A 16,743-nucleotide genomic window follows, 5' to 3' on the forward strand; every position below is an offset into this window, starting at 1 on the left:
CAGGAGCCCCTGTCTAGTCAAGCATGACCACGGCTTCCACCTCGAACAGCATGGGGTCGATGGCAAGCTTTGGAACCGGGACGAGGGTCTGGGCGGGCAATCTCTCGCCGAACATCTTCTTGACGTTCCGGGTCAGGACCTCGAGCTTCGACATGTCGTGATCGACCACGTAGACGGTAAGCTTGGCGACCTGATCCGGCCGCGCGCCGAGCCCGTCGAGAACGGCGCCGAGATTCGCGTAGGCCTGCTCGACCTGGACGGCGAAATCGGGTGACAGTGCTCCCGTGCCGTCCTGCCCTCCCTGCCCCGAGACATGGGCGACGCGCGCGCCGCCCGGCACGATCACCGCCGTGCTGTATCCGTTCGGCGTGGGATCGTAGAGGTTTTGCGGGTTCACGATCTTCAGCGTGAGATCGCTCGCCTTCGCCGTCGTCGCGGCGGAAATTCCCGTGGTCATGATGAGTAGCCCTCCGACAAGCAGATGCTTGATTGCGCGTGACATGATTTTCCCTGGCCCTGAGCTCCGCGGGCGACGGGGCCGGCGAGCGGGGCGATTGCCATTCCGCTCAACGTCCGCCGGCCGACTCGTACACCGTACGAACAGATTGCACCGTACGTCGTACGAGTCAATTGCCCGAAACCGAAAACTGTCGCATTGTCGGCCAGGCTCGACGACCCGATCACCCAGGATGACGAATGGCCACCAGATCCAGCAGCACCGGGCCCAAGCGGTCACAACGGACCGGAAAGCCCCTTCAGTCGACGCAGGAACCGCCTCTTTCGCTGGAGCGTATCGTGCAGGCCGCGGTGGAACTGATGGATGCCCGCGGCCTCGGCGGATTGACGATGCGCCGTCTGGCCGATCACCTCGGCTCGGGCGTGATGAGCCTCTACTGGCATGTCGACAGCAAGGAAGGCGTCCTTGACCTGGCCCTCGATTCCGTCATGGAGTACAGGGGTCCGGCGCAGGCCTCCCCGTCCCCGGACTGGCGCGAGGACGTCATCCACATGCTGGAGGACTGGCGCGCCTGCATGCTGCGCCACCCCTGGTCGGCAGCACTGCTGCCACGCCGGGCGCTGGGGGCAAGCGTCCTCGCCCGACTGGAACTCCTGAGTGAAATGCTGTCCCGGGCCGGCATCTGCGAGGCGGACCTCAACGCCGCGATCTGGTCGATCTGGAACCATGTGATGGGTGCCACCGTGACCCGGACGAACTTCGGCACCCCCAGCGAGGACAGCAAGCGGGACGCGCAGCAGCGCCTTGAACGGCCCGGCGAACGTTATCCGGCGATCGAAGCATCTCGACTGCTCCTGGACGAGGACTGGGACGGCGCTTTCAGGAAGGGACTGGGCTTCCTTCTGGACGGACTTCCTCTCAAGCCGGCCGGTTGATCGTCGAACAAAGTTCGATATAATGAACGTTGTTTGGCAACAACGGACGCCCCACATGCCCCTTCACATCGGCATCATGGCCTGCTCGGCCGAAGGTGCTGCGGAGTGCTATCGCACCATCTGCGCCGAGGCGGCCGAGCCTCTCGGCCCGCACGGCAACCCGCCGATCAGCCTCAACATGCCCTCGCTTGCCGACTATGTCCGCCATCTCGAGGCGGGATGCATGGAGGGCGTCGGCGCCCTGATGCTGGAGACGGCAGAACGGCTGGCCGCTGCCGGCGCCGAGTTTCTCGTCTGCCCTGACAACACCATCCACCAGGCGCTGCCGCATATCGCGGGGCGTCTGCCGCTGCCCTTCCTGCACATCGCCGACACGGTTGCCGCCGAGGCGCACCGGCGCGGCTTCCGGCATCTCGGGCTGACCGGAACGCGCTGGCTGGTGGAGAGCGGCGTCTACCGCGAAGCGCTCGGCCGGCGCGACATCGCGCTTGTCCTGCCACTGGCGGAGGAGCGCGAGGAGATGAACCGGATCATCATGGACGAGCTCGTCTATGGCCGCTTCACGGTGGAGGCGGAGCTGGCGTTCCGGCGGATCATGCAGCGGATGGGAGATGACGGCTGCGATGCCGTGGTGCTCGGCTGCACCGAGATCCCGCTGCTGATGAACGAGGAAAACGCCCCGCTGCCGGTGCTCGATTCGACCCGGTTGCTTGCCCGCGCCGCGCTGCGCCACGCGGTCGAGGAGCGATTGCCGGGACTGAACACCTAACAGTGCTCGATGAGCAGAACCGCCCGGGTGCCGGGTGCAAGCGCCTCGAAGACATGGGCGACATCGGCCGGATAGGCGATGTAATCGCCGGCGGAAAGCTCCGCCTCGCTTCCTCGCGGCCCGATCCGCGCCCGCCCGGCAAGCAGCACGACATGCTCGCGCGTGCCCGGCGCATGCGGCGGCGAGCGATGCGGCTCGCCGGGTTCTGCCTCGATCATGTAGATATCGCGCCGCCCGGCCGCCGGCGCTGTGGACAGCAGCCTTGCGACATAGTCGGCATGGCCGGAACGCAGGCCCTTGCCGGCGCCGGCGCGGATCACCTCGATCTCGGAGCGCGGCACCTCAAGCAGCCGGCTGACGGGAATGGCGAGCGCGTTCGCGAGCGCCCACAAGGTCTCGATGCCGGGATTCCCCTGTCCCGCCTCCAGTTGCGACAGCGTCGACTTGGCAAGCCCGGCGCGACGCGCCAGCTCGCTCGCCGAAAGCCCGGCAAGCCCGCGCTCGCGCCGCAAGGCGGCGGCGAAGGCGGCGCGCAACCCGTCCCGCTCCGGCAGGGTATCATCTGGACCGTTCATCCGGCGTCCCTCTCTTCAACCCAGTGCAGGACGCCCGACCTCACGTCTTGCATGCCATCTCGGCAAGCCGGGTCACGAGCGCCGTCCTTGCCGCTTCGGGTACGCGCCTCGCGCAAGCCGCAAGCTTCGGCCATCGCACGCAAGTCTGCCATCGGCAGCTTTCCGTTGCCTCCCACATTGACCGCACGAAGAAGAAAGACGAGCTGCTGCATCGGTGCCGGTGTCCTCCGGTTCATCGCACCAAGGGCCTCGGACACCCCCTGTGAAACGCTCCTTGTCCTTGTAGGACCGATCGGCCTTGCCGTTCAATACCGGGCGGGTGCGGCCCGCCATGCCACGCGGCAGGGTCGCACTCGCCCGGTCTTCAGTGCTGCTCGACGAGGAGGCCAACCAGCCGGCGCGCGAGCGGCATTGCAACGAGAAGGGCGGGAAATGCAACCAGCCACGAGACACCCCAGGCTCCGGGCCAATGGGCGACAAACGCCGCTCCCGGCCCGACGCTCGCAACCGTCGCCACCGCCGAGACAAGGGCCGACATGAACACCGAGAGAACCAGCGGCATCAGGAAACGCGCATAGCGGGGCGGAAGCTTCCGCCAGGACGGTCCGTGTTGATGCTTATGCATGTCGAACCTCCCGCAGATTGTCGTGCCCGGCGGACGTCTTCTCTTGCACCAGGTCCCCTATGTAGTCGCGCAAGGACCGGGGATCGCGCCCGAGAGCGGCTTTCAGGGACAGGTTGTTGCCGCCAAGACCGTGCTTCCGGTAGTGGTCGTGAACCTTCGACAGCATCTGCAGCTGATGCCCGTTGTAAGGCAGTCGCGCCGCCTTCGCCCAGTCCGCAAAACCGGGCTCCAGAGCCTCCACCGGGCGTCCCAGTTTTTCGGACAAGGCCTCGACGACATCAATGCGGCTCGACATTCCGGCGCAGAGTTCGAGTGTGGCAAAGGCCAACCGGTCTTCGGTCAGCGCGATCGCCGCGACCTCCGCCACATCCCGATAGTCCACCCGCGCGATCCTGGCCTCCTTGGGGAACGGTTCGCCGAATCCGCCATGCCCGATGATCGCGGGCCAGGCCATGGCGATGTTCTGCATGAAATTGGCCGGATGCAGGACGGTGTATTCCAGCCCGGACGAGTAGAGGGCATCCTCGACCGGTATCTTGCTCGCATGGTTCTTGAGGCGCGTGTTGGTCGGCTGGATCACCGACGAGAACACGAACTTCCGCACGCCGGCGCGATCCGCTGCCTCGACCAGCGCAACGCCGAGCGCCGCTTCATCCGGCGCGAAGGCGGGACCGATATGGAATATCCCGTCGACGCCTTGAACGGCCCTGGCGAGACTGTCGAGGTTTCGCAGGTCCCCTATGGCGACCTCCGTGACCCCGAGGGAGCGGGCGACCGCGCCCCGTGCCTCGCCTTGAACAAGCGCTCGCACGGTCACGTTCCGGTTGAGCAGTTCGGGGACGACCAATCCGGCAAACTTGCCGGTTGCTCCCACGACAAGGACAGTAGGCGTCGCGTTTCCCATTGCGTTTCCTTTCAGGAATATCGGGTACTGGCGACAAGATAAAATCTCTCGTTAGACGGAACAATTGATGTTAATTTTGATTCTAAATACCGAAATTCGAGAGAAAAATGGGACGCATCGAATATCTGGAAGCATTCGTCGCGGTGGCGGAATTCGGCAGCCTGACGGAGGCCGCCCGCCAGCTTGGACGCTCTCTTCAAGCCGTCAGCCGGTCCCTGGCCACGCTGGAAGCCGACGTCGGGATCGAGCTCATTCATCGCACCACGCGCCATTCCAGCCTCAGCGAGGCCGGGCACGCGTTCTTTCTCAGGGTGAAGCCCGCCCTGGCGGAAATTCAGGAGGCCCGGCGCGAGGTTTCCGACCGCCGCATCGAACCGGCAGGCATTCTGCGGATCGGGGCTCCCGTGCTCTTCGGCCCGGATTTCCTGGTTCCGATCATCGCCACGTTCATGCAGGATTATCCGCAGGTCGAGGTGGAGCTCCATCTCTCGGATTCGTTCACGGACCTTGCTGCCGAGGGGCTCGACCTTGTCATCCGCATCGCCGACCTGCCGGATTCCGGATTGCAGGGAAAGCGTCTCGGCGCCTTGCGGCGTGTCATCTTCGGGGCTCCATCGTATTTTGCCCGGCACGGGCGGCCTGAGCGTCCGGAAGACCTGCGCCGGCATTCCTGCATTGTCAGAACCGTCGATACGCGTCCCGGCCAGTGGACCTTCAAGGTCGACGGCAAGGTCCGTTCGATCAAGGTCCGCGGCCGGTTTCGCTCCAACACCATGACGGCAATCTACTCCGCCGTGAAAGCAGGGCTCGGCCTGGGTTACTCGCCGCTCTGGCAGATCGGGCATCTTCTGGAAAAGGGAGAGGTCCGGCTGGTGCTGGAGGAGTTTGAACCGACGCCGGTGCCGATCCATGTGCTGTGGCAGGAGAACCGGCTGCCCCCCGCGAAAACGCGCGCGCTTGTCGACTATCTGGCAACACGACTGCGGCTGGACGACTTCTGAGCGGACCTGTCCAACGCGACCGACCGGGAGGTCGACTGGCTTGCCTTCGGCCCCGCCGCACCCCGTGTGCCATAGGCTGGACCTATGACCGGCCGGCACCTCTTGAAATCGCTTGCGAGCGGCGCGAACATGCGCGGCGAGCAGGCGACCTGCCGGTCCCTGCCCGCCTTTCTTCCCTTGGCCGTCCGGTCCGCGCCGTGTCCCTTCCCGGCACGCAAGCGCGCCCGGACACCGCCGAAACCCCGGAGATCCGCATGAGCCTTTCCAACACCGCCCGCCGCATCGCCGTCATTCCGGGCGACGGCATCGGCACCGAGGTGATGCCGGAGGGCGTGCGCGTCCTGGAAGCGGCCATCGGGCGCTTCGGCCTCGACTTCTCGCTCGACTGGTTCGACTTCTCCTCCTGCGACTATTTCCTCAAGCACGGCAAGATGCTGCCCGACGACTGGTTCGAGACGCTGAGCCGCTATGACGGCATCTTCTTCGGCGCCGTCGGCTGGCCGGAAAAGGTGCCGGACCATATCTCGCTCTGGGGCTCGCTGCTGCAGTTCCGCCGCCGCTTCGACCAGTATGTGAACCTCCGCCCGGTGCGGCTGATGCCGGGCGTGCCCTCGCCGCTGGCCGGCCGCAAGCCGGGCGAGATCGACTTCTACGTGGTGCGCGAGAACACGGAGGGCGAGTATTCCTCCGTCGGCGGACGCGCCTTCGAGGGCACCGAGCGCGAGGTGGTGATCCAGGAGACGGTGATGACGCGGGTCGGCGTCGACCGCATCCTGCGCTATGCGTTCGACCTGGCACAGTCGCGCGAGAAGAAGCACCTGACCTCGGCGACCAAGTCGAACGGCATCGCCATCACCATGCCCTACTGGGACGAGCGGGTGGAGGCGATGGGCGCCGACTATCCGGACGTGCGCCGCGACAAGTACCATATCGACGCGCTGGCGGCCCATTTCGTGCTCAATCCGGACCGCTTCGACGTGGTCGTCGCCTCGAACCTGTTCGGCGACATCCTCTCCGACCTGGGACCTGCCTGCACCGGCACGATCGGCATCGCGCCCTCGGCCAACATCAACCCGGCCGGCGAGCACCCGTCCCTGTTCGAGCCGGTGCACGGCTCGGCTCCCGACATCGCCGGCAAAGGCATCGCCAACCCGGTCGGCCAGATCTGGACGGCAGCGATGATGCTCGACCATTTCGGCGAGCGCGAGGCCGCCGCCGCCATCGTCGCGGCGATGGAGCGGGTGCTGGAGAAACCCACGGGACGCACTGCCGACCTTGGCGGAACGCTCTCGACGCAGGATTGCGGCAAGGCGATCGCCGCCGAGCTCTGAGATCAGCCGGCGGCCGGAACGAGCCGGCCGCCGGCCTTCAAAGACCCAGCCTCTCCAGGACGAAATCGGCCCGAGCCGAGACGGACGTCCTGGGCACCGGGACGACCTCGTAGCCATGCGCCGGATAGGCGACCAGAAGGCGCTCGTATTCTGCAAGCGCGTCCTGAAACCCGTGCCGCCGCCCGGGATCCTGTGTGTAGATCTCCGGCCAGGGCGGCGTCATGAAGACCAGCGGATTGTAGCGATGCGCGGCGGCAAGGTCCTCCAGGACCTTTTCGCCGCTCGCATGCTCCAGTGCCGCCGCCGCATCGACCAGCCCGCGATCGAAGAAGACCGGGGCCGCTCCGGACGCCGGATCGTCCTCCGCCATCAGAGCCGCCCGGTCATCCAGCGCCATCGCGATGGCGGCACGCGCGAAGGCGGCAAGGTCCACCCATGGCAGCGCCAAGCCGCCCGAGGCGCGCTCCCGCTCGACAATCCGCCGGCCGGGCTCGGCAACCGTGACATGTCCGCGCCGCGCCAGTTCCGCGACCAGCGTCGACTTTCCCCCTCCCGAACATCCGGAAACAACAACGAAACGATCCATCTGCGTAACCTTCACCCTTGCATTTCGAGGATATGAGCTGTTTCGCCCGACCGACGAAAGGCCCGCTTGCCGCAATCATTGACACCTGATAAACAGGTTACATGAACGACAGACAGCCCTTCGAATTCATCGCCGGAAGTCCGGCGCTTTGCCTAGTCGACACGATGGGGAACCGGGGCGGCGACCGGGACGGCGGCGCGGTGATCGAACGCCTGCCGGACCCGGCCGCGCTGGATGCCTGGCTTTGCGCCGCCGGGCTCTCGTCCCAGGCCGGTGACGCGGCGAACCGCAAGGACCTCGACGAGGCCCGGACCCTGCGCGAGGCGATCCATCGCTGCGGGCTGGCGGCGATCGCCGGCGAAGACCTTCCCGCAGCCGACCTCGCCCTCGTCAATCGCGCGGCCTCGGCCAAGCCGCTCCGGCCGCAACTGGTGGCGGGCAGGATCGTCCATCTGGCTGCGGCGCCGGTGCAAGGGGCACTGTCGCTTCTCGCGGCCGATGCCCTCGCCCTCTTCGTCGATCCCTTGCGGGACCGGCTCAGGCAATGCCCGGAGTGCCGGATGATGTTCCTCGACACGTCACGGCCGGGGAAACGGCTCTGGTGCTCCTCGGCGCAGGGCTGCGGCAACCGGGCAAAGGTCAGGAAATATCGCGCCAGACAGGCGGCGGCGCAAAACGGGGGGAACGGAACATGAGCGAGAAGCGGGTCTGCTTCGATTTCGACATCGCCTTTTCAAACGGCGGCGGCATCCAGGGACAGGGCTTTCGCCTCGACATCGACGGCGAGGACATCAGCGACGAGGAACTGGCCGCCTATATCATCCGCGACATGCGTCTGCTGATGGTCGGCGAGGCGCGCATCCTCAACAAGCATATCATCGAGGAGGCCCACAAGCGCAAGGGCGGCACCGGATCCGCCCTCGACGAGGGCCGCGTGACGGAACAAAGGGACAGGCTCGTCGACCTCAGCCATGTGATCGAGGCCGGCATGGTGACCTACAAGGGCCTGCCGGCGCCGCTTGTCTGCGATCACCTGTCGCGCGAAGCTTCGCGCCAGCATTACGCGCCAGGCACCGAGTTCCAGATCGGCCGCATCGACATGGTCGGCAACACCGGCACCTATATCGACGTGCCGTTTCATCGCTACGCCGACGGGCACGATCTCGCCGCGCTGCCGCTGGAGCGCTGTGCCGACCTGCCGGCCGTGCTCGTGCGGGTCGAGGGAGGGGCGACGCGCGCCATCGACTGGCATCACTTCGTGCCGGTCGACTGTCGCGGCCACGCGGTTCTGGTCCAGACCGGCTGGGACCGCAACTGGGGCAGCGAGCGTTACTTCGAGGGCCATCCCTTCCTGACGGAAAAGGCGGCGCTCTACCTGCGCGACCAGGGCGCGCTTCTGGTCGGCATCGACAGCCTCAACATCGACGACACGGACGGTGCTACGCGGCCGGTGCACACGGTGCTGCTCGGCGCCGGCATCCCGATCGTCGAGCACCTGACGGGGCTCGCCGCGCTGCCGGCGGAGGGTTTTCGCTTCTCCGCCGTGCCGCCGAAGATCGCCGGCATGGGCACCTTTCCGGTCGGCGCCCATGCCAGACTTGCGGCAAGCTAGCCTGTAACGGCGGCCAGCGCCTCGACCTCGAACAGCATGCCCTCGAGCGCCAGGCACGGAACGGGAATCAGCGTGCAGGCCGGCTTCATGCCCGGTCCGAAGGCGCGCGCCAGTTCCTCGCCGAGGATGACGAGCCGCTCCATCGTGTGATCGACGATGAGCACCGTCAGCTTGAAAACGTCGGCGGTGCCCGCGCCGCCCGCCTCCAGCGCGATGCGCAGATTGGCGAAAGCCTGGCGCACCTGGGCGCGGAAGTCGGCGTCGAGGGCCCCCGTCTCGGTCTCCCCGCCCTGCCCGGCAACGCAGACGATCCGGGCGCCGGCGGCCAGAACGGCCAGATGCGAATAGCCGTTGGCGGAAGGATCATAAAGACCGGCGGGATTGGAAAGGGCGAAAGCGGCCGGAGGCTTGCTTGCGATGGTCACGGATTATTCTCCCTGAGGATGAGGTACGAGGCAGGTGTCTCTGATATGACGATCCGGCCTCCCCCGGTGTGACATGGCAGGAAAAAAAGATCACTCGCCGTGTCCGGCACAACAGTCAGCCTGCCACCTGGTGACCCGCCATCATCCAGATGGCCATGGCGACCATCATCAGGTTTTCCGTGAGGGAGACGAAGCCGAGCGGCACCTTGCTGTCGCCGCCGACACAGGCGCAGGTCAGCTCGCGCCGGTCGAGATAGACGGCCTTGAACACGGAAACCGCGCCGATACTGCCGATCACGAAGGCAACGGGAACCGTCAGCCAGAGGGCCGCGCCGGCGAGCATCAGGATCCCGGCCAGCGCCTCGCCGAAGGGATAGAGATAGGCGTAGCGAACCCAGCGCTGCGCCAGAAGGTCGTAGCCGAGGAACATGTTGGAGAAGCCCTCGACATCGCGCAGCTTGAGCATCGCCAGCATGCACATGGCGATGGCGACGAACCACTCGGCGCTGCGCAGCGTCAGGATCGAGCCGAAGGCCGCCCAGCTTGCCGCCAGCGCCATCAGCGCTGACATCGCGAAAACGGCAATCACCGGGACATAGCTGACGCCGGAGGCATCGTCGTCGCCGGCCTTTCCGAAGTGTTGCAACAACGCGTCATGGCCGCCGACCCGGGTGCCACCGATGAAGGTCTGCGGCGTGGTCTCGACATCGTGCTCGGTCATGAAGGCATCCGTCTGTGCCCGTGTCGTCAACGGGCGGTCATCGACCGAGAATCCCTCGCGTTTCAGCAGGTCGAGCGACTTGAGGCCGAACGGACAGACATGGTCGCGGGTGACCATGCGGTAGAGGACCGCGTCGCGGGATTGTGACGGCATCTTCGGTCTCCTCTTCGCCCGGCCCCCAGTGTTTCGGTCCCGGTCCCCGGCCGGTCCGTCTGAAGGTCAACGAGAGGAACCGCGATCCGTTCCGCCCTATCGCCCGAAGGCGGCAGCGAGATGCCGATATCCGTTCCCCGCCTCAGGCGAACCGGCTGAAGACCAGCGCTGCGTTGACGCCGCCGAAGCCGAAGGCATTGGACAGCACATGTTCGGGGGCAGCAGCACGCGCCGCACCGCGCACCAGGTCGAACCGCCCGGCACCCTCCATCGGCTCCGCGATGTTGAGCCCGGCCGGGAGGATCCGGTGCCGGAGCGCAAGCACCGAGAAGACCGCCTCCATGGCGCCGGCCGCACCCAGCATGTGACCGGTCGCGGACTTGGTCGAACTGACGGGCACCCCGCCGCCGCCACTGCCGAACACCCGTTCCAGGGCGGCAAGTTCCGCCGCATCGCCCACCGGCGTCGAGGTCGCATGCGCGTTGACGTAGCCGATCGCCGAAGCATCGAGCCTCGCCGAGGCGAGCGCCAGTTCCATCGCCCGCGCCGCCTCGCGCCCGTCGGGCCAGCCCGCGGTGACATGATGCCCGTCCGTGGTGGTGCCGTAGCCGGACAGGACCGCCAGCGGCGTCGCGCCGCGCCGCTCGGCATGGCTCAATCGCTCGATCACCAGCATCGCCGCCCCTTCCGAGAGCACGAACCCGTCATGACCGGCATCGAAGGGCCGGGAGGCGCGCTCCGGCGCATCGTTGAAGCCGAGGGACAAAGCTTTCGCCGCAGTGAACCCGCCGATGGCGACCGGATCGACACAGGCCTCGGTGCCGCCGCACAGGGCGATGTCGGCCTCCCCGCAGCGGATCATCCGCATGGCATCGCCAATCGCCTGGGCGGAGGCGGCGCAAGCGGTGACCGGCGCGCCCGACGGGCCATGAAAGCCGAAACGGATGGCGACCTGGCCGCTGGCAAGGTTCGGCAGGAAGGACGGCACCACGAAGGGCGAAAGGCGGCGCACGCCGGCGGTGCGGATCGTCTCGTTCGCCGCGGTAATCGCCGGCACACCGCCGACGCCGGTGCCGATGACGGTCGCCGTGCGCACCCGCTCTTGCCTGTCCTCGGGCTGCCAGCCGGCCTGACCGAGCGCCTCGCAAGCCGCCGCCATCGCATAGTGAATGAAGAGATCCGTGCGGCGCAACTCGCGCGGGTCCATCGCCGCCTCGGGATCGAAGCCGTCCGGATCGTCCTCGCGGCCCAGAACCAGGCCGGCGATGCGGCACTTCCAGCCCTCCGTGTCGAAACGCGTGTTCTGACCGACGCCGCTCCTGCCGGCGAGCAACCGCTCCCAGGTGGCCGGAACGCCGGAGCCCAGCGGCGATACCGCGCCCAGTCCGGTGACAACGATGGGTTCAGACATGACGGCTCCTTATGTGCATCTGCACTGTGCATATACACATTAAGCGTCCGGTTCAATCCCTTCGCCCCCGCCGCGCCGGCCCTTCCCTCCCGGCCGGTGCAGGCGACGTTGCGTGCGTCAGTCCCGCGCGATGTGTCGAACCACCTTGAAGAACGTATCCGCATCCTGCTCGCTGATCCCTTGCAGAAGATCCGCTTTCGACGCCTGCCATTGCGGAATGAGTTCCTCCAGCAGGGCGTCACCCTTCCCGGTGAGCTCGCACAGGCGCAGGTTTCCCGCCGCCGCAACCCGCCGCACGAGGCCCTTGCGCTCCATGAGGTCGAGATTGCGGGTCAGGCTGGTACGGTCGAGCACGATCCGCTCGGCCAGCACCGCGACCGGCGCGCACGGATGGGCCCGCAACGCGCCCAGCAGGGCGAATTGCTGGACGGTAACGCCGTAGGGCTTCAGCTTCGCGTCATAGCGGCGCAGCAGCGTGCGGGCAGCCACGACGATGTTGAGAACGACGCATCGGGACAAATCATCTGACAGCATGGCCTTCGCCTGAATCGGTCCCGCCGGTCGGGCAGGACCCTGACAAGCAGGGACCCCGCGATTGCGGCGGATCTTGCGCAAGACCCGACCGATAGCAGGACCGCCCGCAACATGGAACCGTGACGCCGCCATCGCGGCCGGCCAGCCGGGAGACAATCTTCAGATCCGCCTTGCCAACGCGACGATGGCGAGTGCCACCAGCGCGATTCCCAGCAGCGGCAGGGCGAGAAACGGCCAGCCCCAGGCTTCGGCCACCATGCCGCCGATGGCGGGACCGACGAGCAGCCCGACATTGTTGCCCTGCATGGCAAGCCCGAGTGTCGCTCCGACCTGGCCTTCCGGCGCCAGGCGCGGCGCGGCGTCGAAAATGACGACGGGGACGAGCCCGCTGGCAAAGGCGAAGATCATCGCCAGCGCAAGGGCCGGCAGCGCCGGCATGAAGGGCGCGAACATGACGGCACCGCTCACAGCCATCACGCAGAAGCCCAGAACAAGCAGCTGGCGCGACCCCGTGCCGCCACTCAGCAGCCGGCCGCAGGCGAGATTGCCGACACCGCTTGCGGCCACCGCAAGCGCACTTGCAACACCTGCCGCCCCGGCGCCCATGCCAAAGCGCGCCGCGAGATAGGCTGGCAGGAAGGTGAAAGCGCAGAAGAAGGCAGCGGAGAAAGCACAGAACAGTGCGGCGAGCACCCACGGCCCGGGCGCCCGCAGGGTCAGTCCGATCGCACGCGCCGATGTCTCCCCTTGCCTTGCGGGAGCCCTGGCCAGACGAAGCCCGACGCCAAGGCAGGTTGCGGCGAGCAGGAGCAGCACCGCGTTCGCGCCCCAAAGGCCGCGCCAGCCAAGCAGCCCGGCAAGCGTGCCCGACAGCAGCGCGATCGTCAGTCCGGCCGGCATGAAGGTCGCCCACAGCGCCATCGCGCGGTCCCGCAACCGTTCGGGCGCGATCGCCACCACCATGGCCGGCGCCGCGACGATCACCGCCAGAAAACCCGCCCCCTCGACGAACCGCGTCGCGACCAGCGCCATACCGCCACCGGCAAGCGCCCCGAGCAGCGAGCCGGCCGCCTGCGCGAGCAGGCCGCCGATCACCATCCGTTTCGCCCCGATACGGTCGGCGAGGAGCCCGACCGGCAGGCCGGCGAGCGCGCCTGTCACGGCGAAGGCCGACATCAGCCAGGCGACCGCGGCAAGGGAAAGGCCGAGATCGGCCTGGATCGCGGAGAGCACCGCCGGTGCCTTGCCGACCTGAATGGCGGAGGCAACGCCGGCGGCAACGACCAGCATGACGGACGACCACAGGCCGGCGTCGCCGCCCGTCCGGGCAAGGCTCACCGTGCCGCCTCGCCTGCCTGCTGCGCCCGGCCAAGGCGCAGGTCCGTGGCCAGCCGGGCGACATGAGCCCCCTGGAACCGTGCGCCGGCCAGCTCGTTGGCGCTCGGGCTGCGGTCACCGCCATCTCCGTCGTCGGCCAGCGTCGAGGCGCCGTAAGGCGAACAGCCGGTGATCTCGTCCATCCGCATCTGCCCCTTGAACGTGTAGGGCAGTCCGGCAACGACCATGCCCAGATGCATCAAGACCACATGGGTGGAAAGGATCGTGCTCTCCTGGCCGCCATGCTGGCTGCCGGTGGAGGTGAAGACGCTGCCGAGCTTGCCGACGAGGGCATCGCTCGCCCACAGGCCGCCGGCCTGATCGAGGAAATTCTTCATTTGGCTCGCCATGTTGCCGAACCGGGTCGGCGTGCCGAAAATCACCGCGTCATGCTCGGCGAGTTCCGCGACGCTGGCGACCGGAGCCTCCTGGTCGAGCACATAGCCCGACTTGCGCGCAACCGCCTCGGGCACCAGCTCCGGCACGCGGCGCAGCGTCGCCTCCGCACCGGTTTCCCTGACCCCTTCGGCGACCGCCTGCGCCATCGTCGCGACATGGCCGTGGGAGGAATAGTAAAGCACCAGAACCCTGGTCATGGCCGTCTCCTGTCTCACTGCTGCTATCGGCGGTTCGCCGTTCGCAACACTGATGACAGGCTGGACATATCGATGTAACTGAGGAAAATTAGCTCAACCTGATCCAAGAAATCGATCATGATAGACGCCCTGACCCTCGACCAGATGCGGGTCTTCGCCGCCGTGGCGGAGACCGGAAGCTTCCGCGCGGCGGCGGCCCGGCTTGGCCGGGTCCAGTCGGCGGTGAGCCACGCCATCGGCAACCTGGAAGCCCAGCTCGGGGTGAAGCTCTTCGACCGCTCCGGCCATCGCCCCGCCCTGACGCCGGAAGCCCAGTCGCTGCTGGCCGACACGCGCGCCATCCTGCTCAAGGTCGACAAGATGCGCGCCCGGGCGCGCGGACTGGGCGAAGGCGTCGAACTGGGCCTGACGGTGGCCCTCGATCCGCAGGCGCCCCAGGACCTGGTCTCCCGCGCGCTGATGGACATGAAGCAGGCGTGGCCGTCGGTCTCGATCCGGATACTGACCGCCTCGCTGGGCGAGGCCGTCCATGCCCTGCGCGAGCGCCGCTGCACGCTCTCGGTCAGCGGGGTCGACATTCCCGACCCCGGCATCGAACGCCAGACGCTTACCTTCGTGCAGCGCGCGGCGGTCGTTGCCGCCGCGCATCCCCTTGCCCGCTTCGCCGAAAAGGGCCGGCCGGCAAGCGCCGAGGAGCTGGCCGAGCACGTCCAGGTGGTGGTGGAGGACCCCTCGCCGCTGACGAAGGGCCAGGATTTCAACGTGCTGTCGCCCGGCACCTGGCGGGTCGCCGACAACGCCACCAAGCACGCCCTGATCCTGGCCGGCATCGGCTGGGGCAACCTGCCGCTCTGGCTGGTTGAGCGCGATCTGGCCGAAGGGCGGCTCCAGCGCGTGCCGACGGACGAGTTCGGCGAGCGGGGCGAGACGCTGACCCGCATCTATCTGATGCACCGCACCGATGTGGCGCTGGGTCAGGCGGCCCGGGCCTTGCGCGACGCCCTTCTGCGGCACGCGGCAGAAGAGGCTGACGGCCGGCCGGAGTGACGGCCGAAGGAGGATCAGCTCTCCGCTGCTTCCTCCGCCGGCCGGGCGGGCGGTTCCGTGAAAAGCACCCGGTCCGGGATCAGCGCCACGACGCGGGCGAGCAGCGCGGTCGCGACCACCGCGAAGGCCAGACGGCCAAAGAAGACGCTGACGAAATCCGCTCCCATCGCCACGACGATCAGCGTGTCCTCGATCAGGCTGTGGGCAAAGCCCATGAAGGCGCAGGCAAGGAACACCTGGCGCGGATCGACCCGGGCGGCCCGCGCCTCGCGGATCAGGAGGCCGCCGCCATAGGAGATGCCGAGCAGGAGCCCGACCGCGGCGAAGGGAACCGCCGGCGCCTCGATGCCCGCCAGGCGGAAGAGCGGCACCAGGGCCCGGTTCAGGAGGTCGAGAATGCCGGTGATCCGCAGGATCTCCATCAGCCAGCTGAGGCCGAGCAGGATGACCAGCATGACCGCCAGGGTCTTGCCCATGCCAAGCGCGAAGCCGGCCCAGCCCGTTGTCTCTTCCATCGGCATCCAGGCCGGCGAAAGCGGCTGCGCCAGCCAGCCGGTGGCGGAGAACAGCGCATGCAGCAGCGCCGCGCAGGCAAGCCCGCCGACGATGCGCAGCACCGTGGTGATCCAGAAGCCCGGCCCCGCCTTCTGGATGATCCTCTGCTCGATCGGCAGCGCGTGGGCAAAGAGCAGCAGGGTCGAGAAGACGGTGATGTCGGCGACCGTCAGTTCCGAGACCGGCACCAGCGCGAACAGGATCACGATGGCGCCCCAGATGCCGACGAGGAGCCCCGTCAGCCAGGCAAGCGCCAGCTCCGGCGGCAGGCCGAAGAGCTGCATCAGCGGCGCGAAATGCGGCGACACCGCACGGATCACGCCGTACTGGGCCAGCAGCTCGGTCACCACCATGACGGGCACGATGATGCGCACCAGTTCCCAATAGATTTCAATCGTTTCGCGGGTCCGGCGAACCAGCAGCGCAGTCACTGACATCCTCAACACTCCATCGCGTTTGCCGACAGAAATACCCCGGTACCGACGGAATTTTTGGTCAAACTTTGCAAGCTTGTGCAATTTTATTGCATGCCGTCACGAGGATCGGCGACACTGAAGCCGGCACGGATATTCCCTTCGGAGGAGCCATGGACCACACGCAGACCGACCGCATCGACCGCAAGCTGCTCAACCTGCTGCAGGCGGATGCCGGCCGCACCAACGCGGCCCTGGCGGAGGAGGTCGGGTTGTCGCCGTCAAGCTGCCTGCGCCGCATCCGCCGGCTGAAGGCAGCCGGCATCATCGACCGTACGGTGGCGATTCTCGACCCCTCGCGCGCCGGCAAGGGGCTGAAGGCGGTCGTCACGGTCGAACTCGAACGCCATGGCGAGCAGCAGACCCGCCGTTTCCTCGATCTTGTCGAGAAAGAACCCGCGGTGGTGCAGGCCTATGCCGTCAGCGGCGAGACCGACGTGGTGCTGATGCTGCGGCTTTCGGACATGGAGGAGTTCGACGCATTGTGCGAGCGGAACTTCCGCGACGACACCAATGTCGCGCGGTTTTACACGATGTTCGTGATCCGAACCGGCAAGGAAACGACGGCCATCCCGCTGAAACCATAGCGAAAACAGGAAGGTTCGCGCGGCCGGGGACGAAGCTTGTTCCCCTCGCCGCCTCCGCCTGCAGGAGTG

General features: G+C 67.2%; 21 protein-coding genes. 8 read left to right on the plus strand and 13 right to left on the minus strand.

Features of this window, described 5'->3' with window-relative positions; translation table 11 throughout:
* Positions 1 to 13 precede the first annotated feature (13 nt).
* Positions 14 to 502, minus strand: coding sequence for a RidA family protein (locus tag ACQY46_RS17810; protein ID WP_428697339.1), 489 nt, complete (start codon positions 500 to 502; stop codon positions 14 to 16).
* 194 nt (positions 503 to 696) lie between these two features.
* On the opposite strand from ACQY46_RS17810, the gene ACQY46_RS17815 reads away from it, so the two are divergent.
* Entirely contained in the window at positions 697 to 1,392 is a 696-nt protein-coding gene (locus tag ACQY46_RS17815) for a TetR/AcrR family transcriptional regulator (RefSeq protein ID WP_428697340.1), read from the plus strand.
* 55 nt (positions 1,393 to 1,447) lie between these two features.
* Positions 1,448 to 2,161 (plus strand): aspartate/glutamate racemase family protein, encoded by a 714-nt coding sequence (locus tag ACQY46_RS17820; protein WP_428697341.1) that lies wholly within the window; start codon positions 1,448 to 1,450, stop codon positions 2,159 to 2,161.
* Here the strand turns inward: ACQY46_RS17820 and ACQY46_RS17825 are convergent.
* The 4 genes from ACQY46_RS17825 to ACQY46_RS17840 all read right to left on the minus strand — a co-directional run bounded on the left by ACQY46_RS17825 (position 2,158) and on the right by ACQY46_RS17840 (position 4,265).
* Positions 2,158 to 2,736, minus strand: coding sequence for a helix-turn-helix domain-containing protein (locus ACQY46_RS17825; protein WP_428697342.1), 579 nt, complete (start codon positions 2,734 to 2,736; stop codon positions 2,158 to 2,160). The two genes, ACQY46_RS17820 and ACQY46_RS17825, sit on opposite strands and share 4 nt — an antisense overlap.
* Entirely contained in the window at positions 2,733 to 2,948 is a 216-nt protein-coding gene (locus ACQY46_RS17830) for a DUF1697 domain-containing protein (RefSeq protein ID WP_428697343.1), read from the minus strand. Before ACQY46_RS17830 ends, ACQY46_RS17825 begins: the two co-directional genes overlap by 4 nt.
* A gap of 152 nt (positions 2,949 to 3,100) precedes the next feature.
* Positions 3,101 to 3,361 (minus strand): DUF2798 domain-containing protein, encoded by a 261-nt coding sequence (locus ACQY46_RS17835; RefSeq protein WP_428697344.1) that lies wholly within the window; start codon positions 3,359 to 3,361, stop codon positions 3,101 to 3,103.
* Positions 3,354 to 4,265, minus strand: coding sequence for an NmrA/HSCARG family protein (locus ACQY46_RS17840; protein ID WP_428697345.1), 912 nt, complete (start codon positions 4,263 to 4,265; stop codon positions 3,354 to 3,356). The genes ACQY46_RS17835 and ACQY46_RS17840 overlap by 8 nt, the downstream gene beginning before the upstream one ends.
* 107 nt (positions 4,266 to 4,372) lie before the next feature.
* Here ACQY46_RS17840 and ACQY46_RS17845 point away from each other — a divergent pair, with 107 nt between their 5' ends.
* Together ACQY46_RS17845 and ACQY46_RS17850 are read left to right on the plus strand one after the other, a co-directional pair.
* The gene (locus ACQY46_RS17845) at positions 4,373 to 5,266 is read left to right on the plus strand and encodes a LysR family transcriptional regulator (protein ID WP_428697346.1); all 894 of its coding nucleotides are present in this window, start codon (positions 4,373 to 4,375) and stop codon (positions 5,264 to 5,266) included.
* Positions 5,267 to 5,520: 254 nt separating this feature from the next.
* Positions 5,521 to 6,597 (plus strand): tartrate dehydrogenase, encoded by a 1,077-nt coding sequence (locus ACQY46_RS17850; RefSeq protein WP_428697347.1) that lies wholly within the window; start codon positions 5,521 to 5,523, stop codon positions 6,595 to 6,597.
* Between the two features lie 37 nt (positions 6,598 to 6,634).
* On the opposite strand, the gene ACQY46_RS17855 is transcribed toward ACQY46_RS17850, so the two are convergent.
* Positions 6,635 to 7,183: an AAA family ATPase gene (locus ACQY46_RS17855; RefSeq protein WP_428697348.1), complete on the minus strand. Its 549-nt coding sequence runs from the start codon at positions 7,181 to 7,183 to the stop codon at positions 6,635 to 6,637.
* A 101-nt stretch (positions 7,184 to 7,284) separates the two neighbouring features.
* Between ACQY46_RS17855 and ACQY46_RS17860 the strand changes: the two genes are divergently transcribed.
* Both ACQY46_RS17860 and ACQY46_RS17865 read left to right on the plus strand, forming a co-directional pair.
* Positions 7,285 to 7,878 (plus strand): CGNR zinc finger domain-containing protein, encoded by a 594-nt coding sequence (locus tag ACQY46_RS17860; RefSeq protein ID WP_428697349.1) that lies wholly within the window; start codon positions 7,285 to 7,287, stop codon positions 7,876 to 7,878.
* On the plus strand, positions 7,875 to 8,795 hold the full coding sequence (locus ACQY46_RS17865; RefSeq protein ID WP_428697350.1) for a cyclase family protein: 921 nt from the start codon (positions 7,875 to 7,877) through the stop codon (positions 8,793 to 8,795). Before ACQY46_RS17860 ends, ACQY46_RS17865 begins: the two co-directional genes overlap by 4 nt.
* Here ACQY46_RS17865 and ACQY46_RS17870 read toward each other — a convergent pair.
* The 6 genes from ACQY46_RS17870 to wrbA form a co-directional block, all read right to left on the minus strand.
* Positions 8,792 to 9,220 (minus strand): RidA family protein, encoded by a 429-nt coding sequence (locus ACQY46_RS17870; RefSeq protein ID WP_428697351.1) that lies wholly within the window; start codon positions 9,218 to 9,220, stop codon positions 8,792 to 8,794. The genes ACQY46_RS17865 and ACQY46_RS17870 overlap by 4 nt on opposite strands.
* Before the next feature lie 115 nt (positions 9,221 to 9,335).
* Entirely contained in the window at positions 9,336 to 10,094 is a 759-nt protein-coding gene (locus ACQY46_RS17875; RefSeq protein ID WP_428697352.1) for a MauE/DoxX family redox-associated membrane protein, read from the minus strand.
* A 142-nt stretch (positions 10,095 to 10,236) separates the two neighbouring features.
* The gene (gene fabF / locus ACQY46_RS17880; RefSeq protein WP_428697353.1) at positions 10,237 to 11,505 is read right to left on the minus strand and encodes a beta-ketoacyl-ACP synthase II; all 1,269 of its coding nucleotides are present in this window, start codon (positions 11,503 to 11,505) and stop codon (positions 10,237 to 10,239) included.
* Between the two features lie 117 nt (positions 11,506 to 11,622).
* Complete coding sequence (locus tag ACQY46_RS17885; protein ID WP_428697354.1) at positions 11,623 to 12,039, minus strand: MarR family winged helix-turn-helix transcriptional regulator; 417 nt, start codon at positions 12,037 to 12,039, stop codon at positions 11,623 to 11,625.
* Positions 12,040 to 12,198: 159 nt separating this feature from the next.
* Positions 12,199 to 13,377 (minus strand): MFS transporter, encoded by a 1,179-nt coding sequence (locus tag ACQY46_RS17890; RefSeq protein ID WP_428697355.1) that lies wholly within the window; start codon positions 13,375 to 13,377, stop codon positions 12,199 to 12,201.
* Positions 13,374 to 14,012 (minus strand): NAD(P)H:quinone oxidoreductase, encoded by a 639-nt coding sequence (wrbA, locus tag ACQY46_RS17895; protein WP_428697356.1) that lies wholly within the window; start codon positions 14,010 to 14,012, stop codon positions 13,374 to 13,376. The genes ACQY46_RS17890 and wrbA overlap by 4 nt, the downstream gene beginning before the upstream one ends.
* A 117-nt stretch (positions 14,013 to 14,129) precedes the next feature.
* Between wrbA and ACQY46_RS17900 the strand changes: the two genes are divergently transcribed.
* Entirely contained in the window at positions 14,130 to 15,059 is a 930-nt protein-coding gene (locus ACQY46_RS17900; protein ID WP_428697357.1) for a LysR family transcriptional regulator, read from the plus strand.
* Positions 15,060 to 15,073: 14 nt separating this feature from the next.
* Here the strand turns inward: ACQY46_RS17900 and ACQY46_RS17905 are convergent, their stop codons facing one another.
* A complete protein-coding gene (locus ACQY46_RS17905; RefSeq protein ID WP_428697358.1) occupies positions 15,074 to 16,051 on the minus strand; it encodes a nucleoside recognition domain-containing protein in 978 nt (325 codons plus the stop codon).
* 149 nt (positions 16,052 to 16,200) lie between these two features.
* Between ACQY46_RS17905 and ACQY46_RS17910 the strand changes: the two genes are divergently transcribed.
* Positions 16,201 to 16,674 (plus strand): Lrp/AsnC family transcriptional regulator, encoded by a 474-nt coding sequence (locus tag ACQY46_RS17910; protein ID WP_428697359.1) that lies wholly within the window; start codon positions 16,201 to 16,203, stop codon positions 16,672 to 16,674.
* Positions 16,675 to 16,743: the final 69 nt, after the last annotated feature.

This window comes from Stappia sp. (assembly GCF_965276915.1).
Taxonomy (GTDB): domain Bacteria; phylum Pseudomonadota; class Alphaproteobacteria; order Rhizobiales; family Stappiaceae; genus Stappia.